This is a genomic window from Brachybacterium sp. GCM10030252 (assembly GCF_042666535.1).
Classification (GTDB): domain Bacteria; phylum Actinomycetota; class Actinomycetes; order Actinomycetales; family Dermabacteraceae; genus Brachybacterium.
The window spans coordinates 51,618-72,743 of sequence record NZ_JBHTDM010000009.1; the positions used below are offsets into that span (position 1 = coordinate 51,618).

A 21,126-nucleotide genomic window follows, 5' to 3' on the forward strand; every position below is an offset into this window, starting at 1 on the left:
CGGGCGGGTCGCGCCATTGCAGCGCCGCACCTGGCTCCGGTAAGCCGTTTCCAGAAGTGTCCTGCATCACCACGGCCGTAGCAGTCGCGTGCAGGATGTTGCCACGGCATGCGGTGTGTCGTACCAGCCCGAGCGGTGCAGCCTCGAGCGGTTCAGCCCGAACGGGCCGCCGAGCGTCCCCGCTCGGACGGCACCGCTCGGACGGCACGGCTCGGACGGCACCAGGTCAGGCGGGCGTCTGCAGATCCTGGAGGCCGACCGCGTCGGGACGCTCGCACGTGCTGGTGATCTCGGTCCTGCGCCCGCTGGTCGAGGACTCCAGCACGGCGTTCATGACCTCGAGGACGTGCTGGCCCAGCTCTCCGCTCGCGCGCAGGGCTGCTCCGCGCTCGGCCATGTCGGCCAGTCCGATGCCGCGGGAGGCGCCGACGTATCCGGCCGACTCCGGCAGCGTCTCCCAGCCGTCCCCGCCGAGCGGGTGCACGGAGACCTCGCCCTCGAAGCGGTTGGGATCGGGCACGGCGAGGCTGCCTCCGGTGCCGTGGATCTCGATCGGGCGGGACGCGGTCGCAACCGCGTCGAAGCTCATCACCAGCGTCGACAGCGCGCCGGATGCGTGGACGAGCACACCGGTGACATGGGTGTCGGTGGTGACCGGGATGCTCTCGCCCTGGCGGGGACCGGAGCCGATCGTGCGCTCCGGGCGCAGCCGGCTGCTCGCCCCGATCACCGCGTCGATCGGTCCCAGCAGCGTGACCAGGGCGTGGATGTAGTACGGCCCCATGTCCAGCAGCGGGCCGCCGCCGGGTACGTAGTAGAAGTCCGGCTGCGGATGCCAGCGCTCATGGCCCGGGGTGAGCATGGTCGCCGTCGCGGCGATCGGGGTGCCGATGAGGCCGTCGTCGATCGCGGCGCGGGCGGTCTGGGTGCCGGTGCCCAGCACCGTGTCCGGCGCGCTGCCGACGACGACCCCGGCCCCGCGGGCGGCCTCGAGGACCGCCCGCCCCTCCTCGGTGGTGACCGCGAACGGCTTCTCGGAGTAGACGTTCTTGCCGGCGGCGATGACGCGCAGATCGACATCGGCGTGGGCGGCGGGGATCGTCAGGTTCAGGACCGTGTCGACATCGGGATCGGCGATCAGCTCGTCGACTCCCAGCGCCCGCACTCCCTCCCGGCCCTCCGCTGCGGCCTGCGCGCGCTCGGGGTCGAGGTCGGCGACGGCGACCAGTTCGACCCCCGGCAGGGCGTCGAGGGTGGCCAGGTACTGCCGAGAGATCACGCCGCAGCCGATCATGCCGATCCGCATCGGCTCCCGGTCGCCGCCGACCGCCCCGGCCGGAACCGAGGTGGTCTCCTGATCGTTCAGCGTGCTGCCCACAGCAGGCCCCTCTCGACGATGGTGCGCACGTTCGGATCCTCGAGCACCTCGACCCGGTGACCGGGCGTGGAGACGAAGATGCGCCCCTGACCCCACTGCCGTGTCCAGATCGCCGGGGACGTCACCGGGCGGTGCCACGGATCCCATTCGCGCACCTTCTGCGTGGTGGTGGCGAGCACGTCGATGTAGTCGTCCGAGAGCACCCAGTACTGCTCGGTGACCAGGTCGAAGTCCTCGATGCCCCGGGTGATGGGATGCTCGGCGGCCTCGGGCAGCATGTTCACGGTGTAGGGCACGTAGTTGTCGGACTGCTCGCCGGTGCGCTCGTCGGGATGCTTGCCGGGATGGCAGCCGAACTGGCCGCCGATCAGCGTGAGGTAGTCGGAGTTGCTGCGGTAGCTGTCGGCGATGCCGCCGTGCCAGCCGGCCAGCCCGGTGCCGGCCTCGACGGCCGCGCGCAGGCCCTCGAACTCCTCCTTCTCGATGGTGGACATCGTGTTGCACTGGAGGATCAGATCCACCGTGGCCATGTACTCCGCGTCGGCATAGACGGCCGGGGAGCCCTCGATGCGGACGTCGAAGCCGTTCTCCCGCAGGAAAGGGATGAACAGGTCGGTGGTCTCGACGGGCTGGTGGCCGTCCCAGCCGCCGCGGACGACGAGCGCCCTGCGGGCGCCGGGATCCTGGCCTTCGTCGACGAAGATGCTGGTCGAGGAGGTGGGGTGGTCGGTCATCGGGTGTTCTCCTGAGTGTCGATCCGCTGCCAGCTGCTGCCGTGGTCCGAGCTGGACTCGACGGCCGCGAGGACGCGCTGGACCTGCAGCGCCTCCTCGAAGGACGGGGAGGGCTCGGTGCCCTCGCCGATCGCGCGCACGAGGTCCGCGATCTCGTGGGTGAAGGTGTGCTCGTAGCCGAGGCCGTGCCCGGTGGGCCACCAGGCCTCGGCGTAGGGGTGCTCGGGCTCGGTGGTGAGGATGCGGGTGAAGCCCTGCCGCCCCTCCGGTGCGGTGGCGTCGTAGAACTGCAGCTCGTTCATCCGCTCGAAGTCGAAGGACAGGGAGCCCTTCGAGCCGTTGATCTCCAGGCGCATCGCGTTCTTGCGGCCCTGCGCCATCCGGGTGGCTTCGAAGGAGCCCAGCGTGCCGTTCGCGAAGCGGGCGGTGAAGAGTGCGACGTCGTCGACCGTGACCTGCTGGCGCTCGCCGGAGGTGTCGCCGCGGCCGCCGAGTCCCTCCGCGGTCCCTGCCGCGGGCCGGGTCGGAACTATCGTCTCCAGCGTGCCGGAGACCTCCGCGATGTGCTGGCCGGAGACCCATTGGGCGAGATCGATGACGTGGGCGCCGATGTCGCCGAGGGCCCCAGAGCCCGCCTTGTCCTTGTCCAGACGCCATGTCATGGGGGCGTCGGCGTCGGAGAGCCAGTCCTGGAGGTAGTTGGCCCGGATCTGGCGGATCTCGCCGACCGCGCCGTCCGCCACCAGGCGGCGGGCGTAGGCGAGCGCGGGGGTGCGGCGGTAGCTGAACCCGCACATCGTCAGTGATCCGGCCTCGCGCGCCTGCTGCGCGGCCCGGGCCATCTGCTCGGATTCCTCCACCGAGTTGGCCAGCGGCTTCTCGCACAGCACGTGCTTGCCCGCGGCCAGCGCCGCCGTGGCGATCTCGAGGTGGGTATCGCCCGGCGTGCAGATGTCGATCAGATCGATCTGGGGATCCTCGACCAGGTCCTGCCAGCGCGTGGTGGCGGAGGCGAAGCCGTAGCGCTCGGCGGCCGCGCGCACGGAGCTGTCCGTGCGGCCCGCGATGGAGTGCAGAACCGGCGTCAGCGGCAGGTCGAAGAAGCGATGCGCGGTGCGCCAGGCATGGGAATGGGCGGCCCCCATGAAGCCGTAGCCGACCATGCCGACGTGCAGCGGTCGGATATCTTGATGCGGCGATGTCACGGGCTGTCTCACGGCTCCTCGGGAAAAGTTTCGGGACGACGGGCGGGCGCTGCTCCCGACGCGGCGGTCGATCCCCACCGGCACGGCGTCCATGCCGAAAAAGTCCGTTGGCCAGTGATGACGCGGGAGGCCGTGGAGCGCCGGGGCCGGGGAGCGTCCGTCGGGAACCGCTTGCACCCTATCGCGCCGCCGGTGTTGACCGGCAAGCGGACGCTCATCTAGTCTCGGCACCACCGAAAGTGGCCGAAAACTTGCTAAACGAGACCGAACCCCGAGTGGCCGACGCCGATGCGTGCCCTCGTCGGCAGTGCGAAGGAGCACCCCATGACCGTTCCCGCGTGGACAGACCCCTCGGTGGGCACCGAGCAGCGCGTCGAGGCGCTGCTGGCCGACCTCACCCTGGAGGAGAAGGTCGCTCAGCTGGGCAGCTACTGGAAGCGGCCGGAGATCGGTGACGCGGAGGGCTTCGCCCCCATGCAGTCCACCTTCGACGAGGGCCGCGATCCCTTCGAGGAGGCGGCGCGCAACGGTCTCGGGCACATCACCCGTCCCTTCGGCAGCGCCCCGATGACTGCGCAGGAAGGTGTCGAGAACCTGCGCCGCATGCAGGCCACCGTCACCGAGAACTCCCCGCACGGGATCCCGGCGATCGCACACGAGGAATGCCTGACCGGGCTGATGGCGCACGAGGCCACCACCTATCCCGCCGCCATCGCCTGGGGTGCGAGCTTCGACCCGGAGCTGATCGGCGAGATGTCCCGTCGCATCGGCGCGGACATGCGGGCACTGGGAACCCATGTCGGCCTCGCGCCCGTCCTCGACATCGTGCGCGACTACCGCTGGGGCCGCATCGAGGAGACCATGGGGGAGGACCCGTACCTCACCGGCATGCTGGCCACCGAGTACGTGAGGGGTCTGCAGGATTCCGGCGTGATCGCCACGCTGAAGCACTTCGCCGGCCATGCCGCCTCGCGCGCCGGCCGCAACCACGCCCCGGTCTCCATCGGCCGCCGCGAGTTCCACGAGATCGACCTGGTCCCCTTCGAGATGGCCGTGCGCCGGGGAGAGGTCGGCGCGGTGATGAACTCCTACGCCGACGTCGACGGCATCGCCCCCGCGGCCAGCCACTGGCTGATGACCGAGCTGCTGCGCGAGACGTGGGGCTTCGAGGGCACCGTGGTCTCCGACTACTGGGCCGTGAACTTCCTGCAGTCCATGCACCGGGTCGTGGAGACCACGCGCGAGGCCGCCGTGACCACGCTCCGCGCCGGTATGGACGTCGAGCTGCCCGAGACCAACACCTTCCCGCTGCTGCTGGAGGCCATCGAGGACGGGGACCTCGACGTCGAGGTGCTGGACACCGCGGTGCGGCGCGTGCTGCGCCAAAAGGTGGAGCTGGGCCTGCTGGATCCGGGCTTCGACCCCGCCACGACCGGCGAGGCCATCGACCTGGACCCGGCCGAGAACCGCGAGGTCGCGCGCCGGCTGGCCGAGGAGTCCATCGTCCTGCTGCGCAACGACGCCGCGACCCTGCCGCTGGCGGCCCCGGGCCGGATCGCCCTGATAGGCCCCAGCGCCGTCGAGCCGCGCAGCTTCCTGGGCTGCTACAGCTTCACCAACCACGTCCTCTCCCGCCTCGAGGACAACGGCACCGCCGTCCCCGTTCCGTCGCTCGCCGAGGCGATGACCGCCGAGTTCCCCGGCTCCACGGTCACCACCGTCGCGGGCACGGACTTCACCGGTACCGGCACCGCCGGGATCGCCGAGGCCGTCACGGCGGCCGAGGCCGCCGACGTCGCGGTCCTCGCCGTCGGCGACATCGCCGGACTCTTCGGAGCCGGCACCTCGGGCGAGGGCTGCGACGTCGCGGACCTCCAGCTGCCCGGCGCCCAGCACGAGCTGGTCGAAGCCGTCCTGGCCACCGGCACCCCGGTGGTACTGGTGATGGTCACCGGTCGTCCCTACGCGCTCGGCGCCTACGTCGACCGCTGCGCCGCCATCGTGCAGGCATTCATGCCCGGCGAGGAGGGCGGCAGCGCGATCGCCGGCGTCCTCTCCGGTCGCGTGAACCCCTCGGGCCGCCTGCCCATCGGCATCCCCGGCGGCATGGGCGGCCAGCCCGGCACCTATCTGGCCCCGGTGCTGGCGTGGGTCAGCGACGGCATCTCCAACATCGATCCCAAGCCGCTGTTCCCCTTCGGCCACGGTCTCGGCTACTCCCGCTTCGAGTACTCGGACCTGGAGGTCTCGGCCACCGAGGTCGCGCCCGACGGCGCCGTCGAGGTCTCGGCAGTGGTGACCAACGTGGGCGAGCGCGAGGGCAAGGAGGTCGTCCAGCTCTACCTCAGCGACCCCGTCGCCTCGGTGGTGCGCCCCCTGAAGCGGCTCGTCGGCTTCACCAAGGTCGCTCTCGCCCCGGGGGAGAGCGCCCGGGTCACCTTCGATCTGCACATGGACCGCGCCGCCTTCCTCGGAGAGGACTACCGGCGCATCGTCGAGCCCGGCGAGCTTCGGGTGCGCGTGGGCGCCTCGAGCGAGGACACCGCGCACGAGGCCTCTTTCCGAGTCGTCGGCGAGGTGCGTGAGGTCGGCGACGGCGACCGGGTGCTCGTCACGCCGGCGACGGTCGTGCCGGTCGGCCGCGAGATGCCGAGTGCACTGGCCGGCGTGGCGGCTTCCCCGCCGGCCGAGTGATGGCGACCTCGTCGGCTCCGACGGGACGTCTCGAACCCGTGGAACTGCGTCTGGTCGATGCCAGCGGCGCTCCGCTGAAGCATGTGACCGCCACGGTCGAGCAGACCCGGCATGCCTTCGGATTCGGGTGCACGGCCTTCGACCTGCCCGAGCCCGGCGCCCCGGATGACCTGGCGTCCCTGTGGCACGGTCTCTTCAACTCCGCCACCCTGCCTTTCTACTGGCGCTGGTTCGAGCCGTCCCCGGGGCGCCCCGGCACTGCTCGCCTGCGGCGCCTCGCCGAGCAGCTGCGGAGTCGTGGGGTCCGTATAAAGGGACACCCGCTCGTGTGGCACACGCTCGCCCCGCAGTGGCTGCTGGACCGGCGCGATGAGGACGTGGAGCAGGCCATCCGAGCTCGTGTCACCCGAGAGGTGAACGACTTCGCCGGCCTCGTCGACCAGTGGGATGCGATCAACGAGACGGTGATCCTGCCCGTCTTCGAGGCCGAACCCAATGCGATCTCCCGACTGGCCAGGGCTCGTGGACGAATGCACGTGATCCGGCTGGCCTTCGAGACAGCCCGAGCCACCGATCCGGACGTACGTCTCGTGCTGAACGACTTCGACCTCTCCACGGACTACGAGGACGTGATCGAGGAATGCCTGGAGGCCGGGATCCGCATCGATGCGATCGGCCTGCAGACCCACATGCACCAGGGGTATCGGGGCGAGGAGCAGATCTCCGCGGTCATCGACCGCTTCTCCCGCTTCGGCCTGCCGATCCAGATGACCGAGACCACTCTGGTCTCGGGCGACCTGATGCCGTCCCACATCGGGGATCTCAACGACTACGTCGTCGACTCCTGGCCCTCGACCCCCGAGGGAGAGGAGCGGCAGGCCGACGAGCTCGTGCGGCACTACCGCACGGTGCTCTCCCACGACACGGTCGAGTCGCTGACCTATTGGGGTCTGGACGACGCCACCGCTTGGCTCGGCGCGCCCGCCGGCCTGGTCCGGCCCGACGGCACCCCCAAACCGGGGTATCACGCACTGCGTGCGCTGATCGGCACGGACTGGTGGCTGGAGTGCGAGGAACGGCGGACGGACGACGACGGCGTCCTGCGCTTCCGAGGGTTCGCCGGTGACTACTCGGTGAGTATCGCCGGTGCGTCGGTCTGTGTGACGGTGCCGCGAGGCGGCATCGTCACACAGCGGGAGTTGATGCGGACTCCGCTTCCGGGCTGACGAATCGCTCCCGGATCACGTGGGCGACCGGCTGCTGCGACCACCAGAGCGCGAAGGTCAGCAGCGGTGCGGCGAGGAGGACCGTGAGGACGCCGGCGACGTGGACGATACCCAGCGTGACGATCCCGAGGCAGACCAGCGACACGGTGGGTCGCGGCATGGTCACCGAGGTGTGGAACGACAGCCGCACGAGGTCGGGCAGCCGGAAGCTGAAACCGGAGGCGATGGTCAGCGCGCGCACCGACACCACCAGCACCAGGGCCCCGATCACCACGAACGCGAGGTTCAGGCCCTGCGTCCCGACGGCGTACCCGTGGCTGAGGTTCGTGGCCAGCACGCCCAGGACGACGGCGGCCGGAACGGCGACCTTGAGACTGTCCACGACGGTGGCGCGATAGCCGTGCAGGAAGCGGGCGGCAGGGACCGGTTCGGGATCCTGGGCGCGAGCGCGCCAGGCATGAAGCGCCGCGGTCACCGCGGGAGCGAGCGGCACCGCAGCGATCGTCTGGACGAACGCCGTGGACGGAGCATCGCCGAGGAGCATCCACGCCAGCAGTGTCGGGGACGAGCCGAGGGCGAGCAGCACGCCGATGACCAGGAACCAGTATGTTCCCTCCGTCAGAGCGATGAACAGGCTGCGGGATGCGGGCGAGGGCGTCATTGCTCCCCTTTCGGGCCGGCGCGGACGGATGCTGAGAGCCATGGCCATCATGTCCCGAGCGGCCGAAACTTTCGACAGTAGGCGAGAGGTTGTTGCGGGAACGTTACCGCTCCTTTATGTCCCGCGATGGCTGTTCCGGGCCGACGAGCCCGACGAAAGCAGAGGTCACAGCCGATGAGCGGCCAGCGGCCCCGGCCTTCGGGGCTATGTGACGAATCTCTTGACCGAGACCAGTGCGACAACTAATGTACAAGCGGGACCGAAACTTCAGTGAAAATCGGTCGGCGCCTTGAGGTGACGTGAGGATGCGTCCCGCACGGCGTCCGGTCACTGGGCCATGAGGCGGATCCGGTGGATTCGTTCCGGCCCGACGGCCGAGCACCGCGCAGTATCAGCAGGTCGACGTCGACCTGTTCGGCCGTACAGACCTTCCTGTGCGGCGAGGATCTCGATGAGGAGACGGCAATGACGACGCCACACCCATTCCACTTTTCCCCCAGCCGGCGCAGTTTCGTCGGGCTCTCCGCCGCCGCCTTCGGCTCCCTCGCGCTCGCCTCGTGCGGGTCCGGGACCGGCGAGGAGGTCGACATCGAGAGCCAGAACGTCGGGGCGATGGAGGATTACGCCGCCGACATGCAGTTCAAGGCCACCGAACCGATACAGGTGAGCATGCTCTGGACTGATTGGCCGGATGTCGGTGTCAAGGACACGTGGCGCATCTTCGAGCACATCAAGGAGCTCACCAACGTCGAGATCACGCTGACGCACATCCCCTTCAGCGATCACGAGGAGAAGCGCAGTCTGCTGATCAGCGCCGGCGATGCGCCGACCCTCATTCCTCTCGTGTACACGGGCGAGGACTCCCCGTTCGTCTCGTCCGGAGCCGTGGTCCCCCTGAGCGACTACGCCGACAAGATGCCCAACTTCCAGAAGTACGTGGAGGAATGGGATCTGGGCGAGATGATCGAGAACATCAAGCAGTCCGACGGCAAGTACTACATGGTGCCCGGTTTCCAAGAGGTCTCCGTCCCGATGTTCAGCCTGGTCGTGCGCAAGGACGTCTTCGAGGAGGTCGCCGGTGGCGTGCCGGACACCTGGGATGAGCTGCGCGAGGCGCTGCTGCTGATCAAGGAGAAGTACCCCGACTCCGTCCCGCTCGCCGACGGCTTCGAGGCGCAGTCGATGCTCAACTACGCCGCCCATGCCTTCGGGACGGTCGCCGGCTGGGGCTTCGGCGACGGCACGCTCGAGGGGGAAGACGGCGAGCTCGTGTACGCCGCCACCACCGACGAGTACAAGTCGATGGTGGAATACTTCCGCGGCCTGGTCGAGGACGGGCTCCTGGACGGCGAGTCGCTCACCGCATCCAACGACGGCACCGGTGCGGCGGGCGTCGACGAGAAGTTCGCGCAGGAGACCTGCTTCGCCGCCTCCGGCTCCTCGGGCACCGCGATCGAGTTCGCCCAGGCACTCAACGAGACCGTCGGCGAGGGGAACTACGCGGTCACGCTGATCCCGCCGCCCGCCGGTCCCGCGGGCGACAAGATCGAGCCGAGGAACTTCTGGCACGGGTTCATGCTCAGCTCCGACATCACGGAGTCCGAGCACTTCCTGGCCACCCTGCAGTTCCTGGACTGGCTCTACTACAACCCGGACGCCCGCGAGATGCTGCGGTGGGGAGAGAAGGACGTCAACTACACGAAGTCCGAGGACGGCACCATCGAGCTGATGGACGGCTTCTCGCTCGATGACTACAACATCAATTCCGGTGCCGAGACCGACATCAAGATCGATCTCGGCTACTCGACATTCCCGGCGGAGGCTACGGAGTCCCGTGCCCTCAAGGAGTCCTACAGCACGCCCGAGTTCGTCCAGTACATCGATGACGTGCTCACGGTGCGCACGCCGCGGGATCCGATCCCGCCGGCGCCTCTGGACGAGGCCGAGCTCGAACAGGCCTCATTGCTGTCCACACCTCTCAAGGACGCGGTGGACACCGCCACGCTGCAGTTCATCATGGGCCAGCGCGATATGAGCGAATGGGAGGCGTTCGTTGAGGAGCTCGAGGCTGCGGGTCTGCCGCGATATCTCGAACTTCTCAATGGAGCCCGGGCCCGGTTCGCCGAGACCAACGGCTGAGCGAATTCATGTATCGCAAGGTGTCGACGACGAAGGTGGACCTATGACGATCATGGAATCCCGAGACGTCGCGGCGCAGGATCCCGCGTCGCGACGTCCCGCTCCCGAACGCCGCCCGGGCGCCTGGCGGCGAGCGCTGCGTCGCGACTGGCCGCTGTACGCGCTGGCAGTGCTGCCGCTGCTGTTCCTCGCCGTCTTCCGGTACCTTCCGATGCTCGGCAATGCCATCGCGTTCCGCCGGTTCCGGCCGGGCGGCAGCATCTTCGGCGATGAGTGGGTGGGAACGCTCTACGTGGAGATGTTCATCCGGGACCCCGCCTTCTGGAACGTCTTCGCGAACACGGCGATCATCGGCGCGATGACGCTCGCCGTGTGCTTCCCGCTCCCGATCATCCTGGCGCTCATGTTGAACGAGGTCAGACGGCGTCATTTCAAGCGCATCGTGCAGTCGATCAGTTATCTCCCGCACTTCCTCTCCGTCGTGATCGTCGTCGGCATGGTCTACCAGCTGCTCTCTCTGCAGGGCACGGTGAACCAGCTCGTGGAGTTCTTCGGTGGAGACGCCGTCGCGTTCCTCCAGAGACCCGAATGGTTCCGGTTCATCTACGTCGCCTCGGAAGCGTGGCAGACCGTCGGCTGGGGAACCATCCTCTATCTGGCGGCGCTGACCGCTGTCGATGACGCGCTCTACGAGGCGGCGAGGATCGACGGCGCGAACAGGTGGCAGCAGACGTGGCACGTGACGTTGCCCGGAATTCGCCCGACGATGGTCACGCTGCTGATCCTCAACATCGGCAATTTCCTCAACGTCGGCTTCGAGAAGGTGCTGCTGCTGTACAACCCCATGACCTATTCGACCGGTGACGTGATCTCCACATACCTCTACCGGGTGGGTCTCGTCTCCAACAACCTCAGCTACGCCGCGGCCATCGGTCTGTTCCAGGCGATCATCGGATTCGCCATGGTGATGACCGCGAACTACATTTCTCGACGATTGGTGGGGACGAGCCTGTGGTGATCGACGCGATGAAAGCCGATGCCCCGCGCAGGGAGCCGGTCGTGCCTCGGGCCGCGAGGATCAAGGACTCCCGGTCCTACCGGATCTTCACGGTCATCAACACGACCGCCCTGATCCTGCTGTGCGGCGTGATGCTCTACCCCTTCATCATGCTCGTGGCGCAGTCGTTCAGCTCGGCGGGGGCGATCAACGCCGGCAAGGTCAGCGTCTTCCCGGTCGATTTCAATATCGACACGTACCGGGCCGTGGCGAACAACGCCGACTTCTGGCGCAGCTACGGCAACACCGTGCTGTACACCGTGCTCGGGACGACGATCGCCATGGCGCTGACCACGACGTACGCTTTCGTGCTGTCGAAGAAGCATCTACGGGGCCGCAGTCTGCTCATCGGCATCGCCGTGTTCACGATGTTCTTCAACGGCGGCATCGTGCCGAACTATGTGCTGATCTCATCGCTCGGCATGAAGAACACGATGTGGGCGGTGATCCTGCCGCCCGCGCTGTCGGTGTTCAACCTGCTCGTGATGAAGGCGTTCTTCGAGAACCTTCCGACGGAGCTCGAGGAGGCGGCGCACATCGACGGCCTCTCGTGGTTCGGGATCTTCTTCCGCATCACGCTGCCGCTGTCCAAGGCTGTCATCGCCACGATGGTGCTCTTCTACTCGGTGCAATACTGGAACGACTGGTTCGCTGCGTTCCTCTATCTCGATCGCACCGACCTGTTCCCGGTGACCTTGTTCCTGAGGAATCTGATCGCCGGAGCCTCGACCGCGGCGTCGGAAGGGGCGGCGGCCTCGGGGTCCAGCATCAGCGACATCAACGCGAACATCCAGTCCGTCACGATGATCCTGATCCTCATCCCGATCCTGTGCGTATACCCCTTCGTCCAGAGGTATTTCGTCTCGGGCATCATGCTCGGCTCCGTCAAGGGCTGAACGTCCGCTTCATCCTGACCCGCCCGGGACTGATGCACCGCCCGTTCGTCGTCATGGCGAGGCAGAGAGGCGCCACGGTGAGGCGGGCGAGGATCCGCTTCTCGCCCTGGAGTGTCCTGATAGGCGTCTATCGTCCTCACCATGGACATCATTCTGATGGGCGGGCTCTGGCTGGACGTGACGGTGTGGGACGAGGTCGCCCGACACCTCGAGGGCACCGGGCGGTCCCACTGACACTTCCCGGGCAGGGGGACGGCAATGCCGAGGCGACTCTGGTCGACCAGATCGCCGCGGCCACGGAAGCCGTCGACGCGGCCGACGGTTCGCCGTTCGTGGTGGGGCATTCCGCCTCGTCGGCCCTGGCCTGGCTGGTCGCCGATGCCCGGCCGGACCAGGTGGCCGGGGTGGGCATGATCGGAGGCATCCCCGGTCAGCACGGATCCGCTTACGCCGACTTCTTCCCGATCGAGGACGGCACCATGCCGTTCCCGGGATGGGAGCCGTTCGCCGGCCCGGACTCGGCCGATCTGGACGAGGCGACCAAGGAGCACCTGGCAATGACCGCCATCCCGGTGCCCGACGGTGTCGCCCAGGCGCGGGTCGAACTGGCCGACCCGCGCCGCTACGACGTCCCGGTGGTGCTGTTCTGCCCGGAGTTCAGCGTCGAGCAGGCCGAGCAGTGGATCGGCGCCGGAGACGTCCCCGAGTTGGCCAAGGCCACGGACCTCAGGTACGTCGACATCGACTCCGGACACTGGCCGATGCTGAGCGCTCCGGCAGAGCTGGCGCGGCTGCTGGCCCGTGCCGCTGACGACCTCGCGCGCTGAGCGCCGCTGCGTAGACCGGCCATGGCGACGACCTCGAGCGGCGTCGCAAGGTTCTCCTTCGGGGGCGGCTGGGAGGGCCGGGGTGGTTCATGAACTCGCCGAACTCTCAGAGACGCTCGCGCAGCCAGTCCAGCTGGCGGCGCTGCTGGACGGGCCCGCCGCCCTCGTGGTTGTTGAAGCGGTAGACGACCATCTCCCGCTCCGGAGGCGTCCCGGTGGCGCTGCCGTAGTGGTTGTGGGCGGCGAACACGGTCGAGGGCGGGCAGGTCACATCCCGCAGCCCCACCGAGAACAGAGCCGGCGCGGTGGCCCGTCGGCCCAGATGCAGAGCGTCGATATAGGACAGCGTGCGGAAGACCTGTTCCTCCGCGCAGCGGTGGACGGAGAGGTACTGCACGATCTCCTGGTACGGGCTCGCGTCGGTGATGTCCACGGCGCGCCGGATGTGGGTCAGGAAGGGGACGTTGCTGATCAGGGCGTCGACGTCGGGAACCAGGCCCGCGGCGGCGAGGGCGAGCCCGCCTCCCTGGCTGTTCCCCGCCACGGCCACGCGCCCGTCGGTCCCGGGCAGGGCGCGGGCGGCGTCGACGGCACGGGCCGCGTCGGTCAGCAGGCGCGTGAGGTACGACGTCTGCGGGGACTCGATCCCTCGCGTCATCACGCCGGGGACGGCCGGCCCGGAGCCGATCGGATCCGGGGTGTGGCCACCGGCGCCGGACGCGCCTTGGCCACGCGAATCCATCAACAGGTGTGCGTAGCCGGCGCATGCCAAGGCCAGGCGCTCGAGCGGCTCTCCCCGGCCGCCCCCGTACCCGATGTACTCGACCACGACCGGGAGGTCATGGCTGACGCCGGCGGGCCGGTTGTACCAGGCGCGGATCGGGGCGCCGTCGTGACCGGCGAAGCTGACGTCGAAGGTCTCCACCAACGAGAGCCCGTTCTCGGTCGCGTCCACCTCGATCAGCACCGGCTGGGAGCGGGCTCGGTCCAGGGTTTCGCGCCAGAAGTCGTCGAGGTCGGCGGGCTCCTCGAGCACCGGCAGATACTCCCGGAGGGCCTCGAGGGGCATGTCGAACAGGGCCACGAGGCGCCTCCACATCGATGTGAACCGGTACTGTCGTCGTCATCAGGAAGGTCGCATCGGTGCGACCGCCGAATGACAGAAACTGCCCGAAAATTCGTCGGAATTTTCTCTCAGGGTTTAGGCTAGAGTCCCCGACGTGGCCGGTCAAGGCAGTCCGGCGCGGGATATCCTCCAGGGTGCCGGGGGCGACGTGGGGCCGTATCGAGACGCGAGGATGAGGACAGGACATGTCAGAGGACGTTGCGCGGCTGGGCCGGGTCACCTTGAAGGATGTGGCCGAGAAGGCCGGCGTGTCCCTCGCGACGGCGTCGAAGGTGATGAACGGGCGCGCCGACGTGCGCGATTCGACCCGCCAGGAGGTCGCTGACGCGGCCCGCGACCTCGGGTACCAGCCCAAGCGGCGCGAGAGCGACCGCCGGCGTTCGGTGATGATCCACTTCGACACCCTGACCAGCCCCTACGCCCTGCAGGTGCTCGAGGGCGCCGAGCATGCCGCCCGCCGGGCCGGCGTGGACCTGCTCGTGATCAGCGTCGACGCCAAGGCCGACGGCTACGCAGGCCCCACTCGCGCGCAGATGGCCGACCTCTCCGCACGCGGGATCGAGGGGCTCATCGCGGTGACCTCCCCGATCGGCCCGCAGCACGCCCGCTGGAGCAAGGATCTCGAGCTGCCCCTGATCGCGATCGACCCCGTGACCATCGGCCCTGGCACCAAGGGCGTCGTCGCCATCTCCGCCACCAACTGGGAGGGCGGTGCGGCGGCTGTGCAGCATCTGCTGGATCTGGGGCATCGTCGGATCGGGCTGATCGGTGGACCGGAGGATTCGGTGCCGGCGCGGCAGCGGGTGCAGGGGTATCACACGGCTTTGGGGCAGGCCGGTATCGCGGTCGACGAGGACCTGATCGAGCACGGCAGCTTCGACTACGAGGACGGTCAGCGCGGTGCGGATCGTCTGCTGCGATTGCCGGAGCCGCCGACGGCGATCTTCGCGGTCGCGGACACGCTGGGCGTGGGGGCGCTGCGGGCGGCGCGGCAGTTGGGCATCGGGGTTCCGGAGGACCTCAGTGTGGTCAGCTTCGATGACACGATGATCGCGAGCTGGACGCATCCGCAGCTGACCGCGGTGCGACAGCCGCTCTTCTCGATGGGGCAGGTGGCGGTCGAGCGGCTGCTGGCGCTGTCCTCGGACCCGGGGCTGTTCGCTCACCCGTTCAAGCTGGAGACGCAGCTGATCGAGCGGGAATCCACCGCACCGGTCGGCGAGAGCTGACGCCGTTACCGAGCGTCCGCCCACCGTTCCCCGCCCTCAGCCCATCCGCTCGATCCACTGCCCGGGGGCCTCGAACACCGGCTGCAGCGCCGCCCGTGCCGCGCCGCGCAGGGCGGGGTCGGTGACCCCGTCGGAGCGTTCGATGGAGATGGGCCCGGCCTCGGCGGCGAGTGCGTGGGCCTCGACGGTCTCGCGGATCACGGGGGCGAGCTCATCGGCGATCGGGGCGAGATAGCCCGAGAGCACTACCGTCGAGAGGTCCAGGACGTTCAGCGCATTGGCCACCGCCAGCCCGAGGGAGCGGCCGATCATGCCGATCACCTCGGCGCGGTCGGTGCGGGCCGAGAGCTCGTCCACGAGATCCTCGATGCGCACCTCCTGCCCCAGCCCGGCGCGCTCCAGCAGCGAGTGGTAGGAGACGTAGGCCTCCAGGCATCCCCGTCGGCCGCAGCGGCACTGCGCCCCGCCGGGAGCGACGACGGTGTGCCCGAACTCGCCGGCCCATCCGTGCACGCCGTCCAGGAGGGATCCGCCGAGCACCACGGCCCCACCGACGCCCGTGGAGCCGCGCACGTAGATGAACGACTCCCCGGGCCGGTGGCCGATCTCGGTGAGCACCGAGAGCCGGTTGTCGTTCTGCGCGCGCACGGGCAGGTCGGCCAGCTCGGGATGCTGCTGGAGGCGCCCGACCAGGGGCACCTCGGTCCAGTCGAGGTTCGGGGCCGAGAGCACGCGGCCGTCGTCCGGGGCGATGCGGCCGGGCACGGCGACCACGACCCCGACCACGGGCAGCGCACCGGCGTCGGCCCGGACCCGGCCGACGAGCTGCGCGGCGACCTCGATCGCCTGATCCACCGACGTGGCGGTGACCTGGAGGTACTCGGTGTACGTGCTGACGGTCCCGCCGGCCAGATCGATGCCGAGGCAGGAGATGCGGTCGGCGGCGATCTCCAGCCCCACGGCGAGCAGGGTGCCGGCGGCCGGCTGCAGCGGAACCATCGGGCGCCCGGACCCGGAGGAGAGGGGAGTGTCCTCCTGGACCAGACGCGCCTCGACCAGCTCCTCGACGAGCTTGGAGACGGTCGGCTTGGTCAGCCGCGTGAGCTTCGACAGGCCGGCGCGCGAGGTGGGGGAGGAGGCCTCGGCGAGCGCCCGCAGGATCTCCGAGAGGTTGTGTTCGCGCAGGTGCATCGACTGCATGCGGTTCCTCCTCCTGGCCGCCCGGGCTCCGACTTGTGCCGGACAGCGTCGCACGTCTAGATTAGTAACGGAAACTTACTAAGGATTGGCGACCAGGTCGAGACGCCTGCCGCGATCCCGTAGGGACGACCCCTGGCGGGCCTGCCGTCCGCCCGATGATCCGATGAAGGAGCGCTCACGATGACCGCACCCACCCCCACCCGTGACGACAAGTTCTCATTCGGTCTGTGGACCACCGGCTGGCAGGCCCAGGACCAGTTCGGCGCCGCCACCCGCCCGCCGCTGGACCTGACCGCGCACGTCCGCAAGCTCGCCGACATGGGCGCCTGGGGCTTCACGTTCCACGACAACGACGTGATCCCCTTCGACGCCACACCCGAGGAGCGCCAGCGCGTCCTGGATCAGCTGAAGAAGGTCACCGACGAGACCGGCCTGGTGATCGAGATGGTCACCACCGACACCTTCGCCCACCCCGTCTTCAAGGACGGCGCCTTCACCTCCAACGACCGCTCCGTGCGCCGCTTCGGCCTGCGCAAGGTGCTGGCCAATGTCGACCTCGCCGCTGAGCTCGGCGCGAAGACGTTCGTGATGTGGGGCGGCCGCGAGGGCTCCGAGTACGACGGGTCCAAGGACCTCCTGGCCGCGATGCAGCGCTACGCCGAGGGCATCGACACCGTCGCCGGCTACATCAAGGACAAGGGCTACGACCTCCGCATCGGCCTCGAGCCCAAGCCCAACGAGCCCCGCGGCAACATCTTCCTGCCCACCGTCGGCCACGCGCTGGCCTTCATCGAGCAGCTTGAGCACGGCGACATCGTGGGCATCAACCCCGAGACCGGCCACGAGCAGATGGCCACGCTGAACTACACCCACGGCCTCGCCCAGGCGCTGTGGGCCGGCAAGCTGTTCCACATCGACCTCAACGGCCAGCACGGCCCGATGTACGACCAGGACCTCGTGTTCGGCCACGGCGACCTGATCAGCGCCTTCTTCACCGTCGACCTGCTCGAGAACGGCTTCCCGTCCAAGCCCGGCGCCTACGAGGGCGCCCGCCACTTCGACTTCAAGCCCTCGCGCACCGAGCACGAGCAGGGCCAGTACGACTCCGCCGCGGCCAACATGGAGATGTACCTGATGCTAAAGGAGCGCGCGCTCGCGTTCCGTCAGGACTCCGAGGTCCAGGAGGCGCTGGCCTACTCCGGCATCGGCGAGCTGGCCGAGCCCACCATCGGCGAGGGCGAGTCCCTCCAGGACGTCCTCGCGGACCGTTCCACCTACGAGGACTTCGACGCCGATGCCGCCGGTGAGCGCAACTACGGCTTCGTGCGGCTCCAGCAGCTGGCCATGCAGCACCTGCTGGGCTTCCGCGCCTGATCGGCCGACCCGTCTGACTGGCCGAGGGCGGCGCACGTAGGATCGCTGCGTGCGCCGCCCTCGCCGTGCCCTGCCCTCGCTCCACGCCGTCGCACCCTCCACCGCCGCAGCCTCCACCGCCGCAGGAAAGGACCCCTCATGGCCCCCTCCGTTCTCGGAATCGACTCCTCCACCCAGGCGACCAAAGCAGTGCTCGTCGACGCCGAGACCGGAGCCGTCCTCGAGGAGCGCCGCGCCGCCCACCCTGACGGCACCGAGGTCGATCCGCGAGCCTGGCTCGACGCGGTCGACGAGGCCGCGGGCCCCTTGCTGGAGCGCGCCGAGGCCGTCGCCGTCGGCGGCCAGCAGCACGGCATGGTGCTGCTGGACGAGCGCGGCGAGGTGGTGCGTGATGCGCTGCTGTGGAACGACACCCGCTCCGCCCCGCAGGCCGAGGCCCTGATCGAGGAGATGGGCGGGCCGGAGGCCTCCGTCGAGGAGATCGGCAGCCTCATGGTCGCCTCCTTCACCGCCTCCAAGCTGCGCTGGGTGCGTGACAACGAACCCGACAGCGCCCGCCGGGCTGCCAGCGTGCTGCTGCCCCACGACTATGTCTCCCGTCACCTCGCCGGCGGGGGAGAGGCGTTCACCGACCGCGGCGACGCCTCCGGCACCGCCTACTACTCGACCCGCACCGAGGAATGGAAGCCCGACCTCGTCGAGCTCGCCCTCGGCCGCACCCTCGAGCTGCCGCGGCTGCCCGGCACCCCGCAGGAGGTCATGGCCCGCACCCCGTCCGGCGCCGCGATCGCCGCCGGCACCGGGGACAACATGGGCGCCGCCCTCGGCCTCTCCCAGGGCGAGGGCGATGTCTCCGTCTCCATCGGCACCTCCGGCGTGTGCGCCATGGTCAGCTCTGCCCGCCCCAACGACGCCACCGGCTCGATCACGGGATTCGCCGACGCCACCGGGCGCTTCCTGCCCATGGCCACCACCATCAACGCCGCCCGGATCCTCGAGGCCGGCCGTTCGCTGCTGGGCGTCTCCCACGAGGAGATGGCGCAGCTGGCCCTGGCCAGCGTTCCCGGGGCCCACGGCGTGACGCTGCTGCCCTACTTCGACGGCGAGCGCACCCCGAATCGGCCCGACGCCCGGGCAACCCTGACCGGGATGTCCACCTCGACCAGTCGCGAGGACATCGCCCGCGCCTACATCGAGGGCCTGCTGTGCTCCCTGGCCGACGGCGTCACGGCGCTGGAGGAGGTCACCGGCACCACCGCCGCGGGCATCACGCTGATCGGCGGCGGTGCCCGCAGCGAGGCCGTCCAGCAGCTGGCCCCGGCCATCTTCGGCCGCGGCGTCACCGTCGCCCCGGCAGCGGAGTACGTGGCCCTCGGCGCCGCCCGCCAGGCCGCCTGGGCGCTCGCCGGCACCGAGGGGCCCCCGGCGTGGGAGGTCACCGGCAGCCGCACCCTCGAGGCCGAGCCCACCCCCGAGGTGCTCGCCGCCTACCGGGAGCTGAAGGACCGCACCGCCGACTGGATCTGAATGGGCAGGGAAGCGCCGGTCTGGCCCTGGTGGGGCTATACCGCACCCAGTACCTTCACCACGGCATCGCGTGAGCCCTGTCCAGGAATCCGAAGCCGATTCGGGGCGCAGCCTTGGACTCGTATCGCGACTTGATCACTGGATGCTGACACTGTTCCTCTCGAACCCGTCAATAGCATTACGGAAGTCGTTAGTCTTCTCGAAGCCTTCGCGCCCCACCTCTCCGAGATCGAGCATCTTTACAAGTTGCATACGAACGACTATTTCGGCTAGGTCGACAGCGCAGTAGAGCTCGGCTCCATCGGGGAAGCTCGGTCGGTCCGCATGCTTTAGGTCGTTGTTGATGCAGGCCAGGAATTTCGCGATATCCTTTGTCGTGCCGAGCCTCTCCTCCCACTGGACGTCGGTATTCTCAAGGCAGCGCTCGATGCTGCGCGCGAGGCGATCAGCTTTCCCACCACCTTTCCAGTAGTGTGCGAACCTTTCCAGGGCGGTCGCCAGCATCATCATCTGCGGTTCGAGGTACCCTTCAACGTCGTCGAAGACGGCGACGGCTGCATCGACTGCTCTACGGACTCCTTCGTCGTCATAGAGTCGCATCCATCGCTTGAGTCCTTCGCTTCCGAGCGTACGTAGCGATAAAGCAGGCGCAAAGAGTTGGCTGTGCGGAACGGCCTCCCGGTTCAGCTTCCGCACCGTCTGACGGTACTGGACTTCAATCGATTGTCCGGGGTGTGATTGTCCGTCTAAAGTAAATATGGGGAACGCGGAGTCCTTGGCGCGGTGGCTTCGCCAACGGAGGGGGCGCCCAAATGCCAGTGTGAGGAGCGCCCGGATCGCACGTTGTTGCCCTATGTGCTCCTGGACAGTCGCGCCTTCGGGGTGCTTCGTGACGAGTAGTGGGGCACTGCTCTCAGTAGTGAAAGAGCGCCCTTCCGTGGCACGCCATGCGAGGTTCGCGCGGATCTCGAACTCGAATTCGCCGTGCGCCCAGTGAACTACTTCTGAGGCATCCACATCGACTCTCACCGCGACTCCGGCCTCGGGTCGAAACGTCTCCGTTAGTGTCATTGGTGAGAACCCTGCGAACTCCTCGATGCCGTCGAGCGTTGACGCCACTTCCCTCACTGCGTACTCGTCGCGCACTTCGGCGGCGCGCCCGAAAAACACAAGTTGAGGGCGCGCTCGGCCGGATGGCACTGGGCCGCATTCTCGCTTGGAGACTTGCAGTCCATTGAGTGTCAAGCTGCCCTTTGGGTCACAGAAAACCAACGTCTTGGGAAGGCCGTCGCCGTCACCCTCCAGCCGTCGGGCGGTCTTCGCGTGATGCGGCGATGAAGCGCTCTCATAATCACGCAGGTACGGGAGGACGAGTTCGGTCCCGAAGCTAGGGTCGAATATAAGGGTTCCTTCCTGTGCGGATAGCCCATCGTCGACCCCATCAAAGACGTGCCCTACTCGAACTTCGGTGTCGCGCCTCGGCGTCCCGTTCTTCATTGAAATCACCATTCTTCTCGATCGGAACTTTCGTCAAATTGTGTCGAACTGGTCACGGGGTCAAGGTCGCCCGCATTTGCCAGACTCGCAGGTATTGGTTAGAAGGTGTCGAGGCGGCGGAGCTGGGCGCGGCGCTTTGAGCGCATTGCGTACTCGTCATTTTGTCTCCGAGGCTCTGTGCGAGCTCCTGTGCTCGGATGTTTGAGAAGCATCGGTGTAGGGGGCGTGGGTACGCCCCTCTTCTGTTTGAAGTGCCGTTACGAAACCTCTGGCCGTGAGAGGCCCATGCGCCCCTTCGACGCGGCTATGCCTGCCGACGTGCAAACTGTTCGATCTCGATATTAGCGCGTGTGATG

The 21,126-nt window shown here is 68.4% G+C and carries 16 protein-coding genes; 9 read left to right on the plus strand and 7 right to left on the minus strand.

Annotated features, from left to right (window positions below; all coding sequences use genetic code 11):
• Nucleotides 1-226: 226 nt before the first annotated feature.
• The 3 genes from ACFQRJ_RS08915 to ACFQRJ_RS08925 are packed head-to-tail and all read right to left on the minus strand — an operon-like array spanning nt 227 to nt 3,275.
• Complete coding sequence (locus tag ACFQRJ_RS08915; RefSeq protein ID WP_377018995.1) at nt 227-1,306, minus strand: Gfo/Idh/MocA family protein; 1,080 nt, start codon at nt 1,304-1,306, stop codon at nt 227-229.
• 56 nt (nt 1,307-1,362) lie between these two features.
• Nucleotides 1,363-2,112, minus strand: coding sequence for a ThuA domain-containing protein (locus tag ACFQRJ_RS08920; RefSeq protein ID WP_377018660.1), 750 nt, complete (start codon nt 2,110-2,112; stop codon nt 1,363-1,365).
• Nucleotides 2,109-3,275: a Gfo/Idh/MocA family protein gene (locus tag ACFQRJ_RS08925; RefSeq protein WP_377018996.1), complete on the minus strand. Its 1,167-nt coding sequence runs from the start codon at nt 3,273-3,275 to the stop codon at nt 2,109-2,111. The genes ACFQRJ_RS08920 and ACFQRJ_RS08925 overlap by 4 nt, the downstream gene beginning before the upstream one ends.
• Before the next feature lie 366 nt (nt 3,276-3,641).
• Here ACFQRJ_RS08925 and ACFQRJ_RS08930 point away from each other — a divergent pair, with 366 nt between their 5' ends.
• Together ACFQRJ_RS08930 and ACFQRJ_RS08935 are read left to right on the plus strand one after the other, a co-directional pair.
• Nucleotides 3,642-6,011, plus strand: coding sequence for a glycoside hydrolase family 3 N-terminal domain-containing protein (locus ACFQRJ_RS08930; RefSeq protein ID WP_377018661.1), 2,370 nt, complete (start codon nt 3,642-3,644; stop codon nt 6,009-6,011).
• A gap of 38 nt (nt 6,012-6,049) precedes the next feature.
• Nucleotides 6,050-7,237, plus strand: a complete 1,188-nt coding sequence (locus tag ACFQRJ_RS08935; RefSeq protein WP_377018662.1) for an endo-1,4-beta-xylanase — start codon at nt 6,050-6,052, stop codon at nt 7,235-7,237.
• On the opposite strand, the gene ACFQRJ_RS08940 is transcribed toward ACFQRJ_RS08935, so the two are convergent.
• The gene (locus tag ACFQRJ_RS08940) at nt 7,197-7,898 is read right to left on the minus strand and encodes a hypothetical protein (protein WP_377018663.1); all 702 of its coding nucleotides are present in this window, start codon (nt 7,896-7,898) and stop codon (nt 7,197-7,199) included. The genes ACFQRJ_RS08935 and ACFQRJ_RS08940 overlap by 41 nt on opposite strands.
• A 465-nt stretch (nt 7,899-8,363) precedes the next feature.
• On the opposite strand from ACFQRJ_RS08940, the gene ACFQRJ_RS08945 reads away from it, so the two are divergent.
• From ACFQRJ_RS08945 to ACFQRJ_RS08960, 4 genes are all read left to right on the plus strand, one after another.
• Nucleotides 8,364-10,037, plus strand: coding sequence for an extracellular solute-binding protein (locus ACFQRJ_RS08945; RefSeq protein ID WP_377018665.1), 1,674 nt, complete (start codon nt 8,364-8,366; stop codon nt 10,035-10,037).
• Nucleotides 10,038-10,080: 43 nt separating this feature from the next.
• Entirely contained in the window at nt 10,081-11,055 is a 975-nt protein-coding gene (locus ACFQRJ_RS08950; RefSeq protein ID WP_377018666.1) for an ABC transporter permease, read from the plus strand.
• Nucleotides 11,056-11,063: 8 nt separating this feature from the next.
• Nucleotides 11,064-11,990 (plus strand): carbohydrate ABC transporter permease, encoded by a 927-nt coding sequence (locus ACFQRJ_RS08955; protein WP_377018997.1) that lies wholly within the window; start codon nt 11,064-11,066, stop codon nt 11,988-11,990.
• A 230-nt stretch (nt 11,991-12,220) separates the two neighbouring features.
• Complete coding sequence (locus ACFQRJ_RS08960; protein ID WP_377018998.1) at nt 12,221-12,817, plus strand: alpha/beta hydrolase; 597 nt, start codon at nt 12,221-12,223, stop codon at nt 12,815-12,817.
• A gap of 106 nt (nt 12,818-12,923) precedes the next feature.
• Here ACFQRJ_RS08960 and ACFQRJ_RS08965 read toward each other — a convergent pair whose 3' ends face one another.
• Entirely contained in the window at nt 12,924-13,901 is a 978-nt protein-coding gene (locus ACFQRJ_RS08965; protein ID WP_377018667.1) for an acetylxylan esterase, read from the minus strand.
• Between the two features lie 227 nt (nt 13,902-14,128).
• Between ACFQRJ_RS08965 and ACFQRJ_RS08970 the strand changes: the two genes are divergently transcribed.
• Nucleotides 14,129-15,172 (plus strand): LacI family DNA-binding transcriptional regulator, encoded by a 1,044-nt coding sequence (locus ACFQRJ_RS08970; protein ID WP_377018669.1) that lies wholly within the window; start codon nt 14,129-14,131, stop codon nt 15,170-15,172.
• A gap of 36 nt (nt 15,173-15,208) precedes the next feature.
• Here the strand turns inward: ACFQRJ_RS08970 and ACFQRJ_RS08975 are convergent, their stop codons facing one another.
• On the minus strand, nt 15,209-16,372 hold the full coding sequence (locus ACFQRJ_RS08975) for an ROK family protein (protein WP_377018670.1): 1,164 nt from the start codon (nt 16,370-16,372) through the stop codon (nt 15,209-15,211).
• Nucleotides 16,373-16,552: 180 nt separating this feature from the next.
• On the opposite strand from ACFQRJ_RS08975, the gene xylA reads away from it, so the two are divergent.
• Nucleotides 16,553-17,746: a xylose isomerase gene (gene xylA, locus ACFQRJ_RS08980; protein WP_377018671.1), complete on the plus strand. Its 1,194-nt coding sequence runs from the start codon at nt 16,553-16,555 to the stop codon at nt 17,744-17,746.
• Nucleotides 17,747-17,884: 138 nt separating this feature from the next.
• Nucleotides 17,885-19,273, plus strand: coding sequence for a xylulokinase (gene xylB / locus ACFQRJ_RS08985; protein WP_377018672.1), 1,389 nt, complete (start codon nt 17,885-17,887; stop codon nt 19,271-19,273).
• Between the two features lie 135 nt (nt 19,274-19,408).
• Here xylB and ACFQRJ_RS08990 read toward each other — a convergent pair whose 3' ends face one another.
• On the minus strand, nt 19,409-20,770 hold the full coding sequence (locus ACFQRJ_RS08990) for a hypothetical protein (RefSeq protein WP_377018673.1): 1,362 nt from the start codon (nt 20,768-20,770) through the stop codon (nt 19,409-19,411).
• Nucleotides 20,771-21,126: the final 356 nt, after the last annotated feature.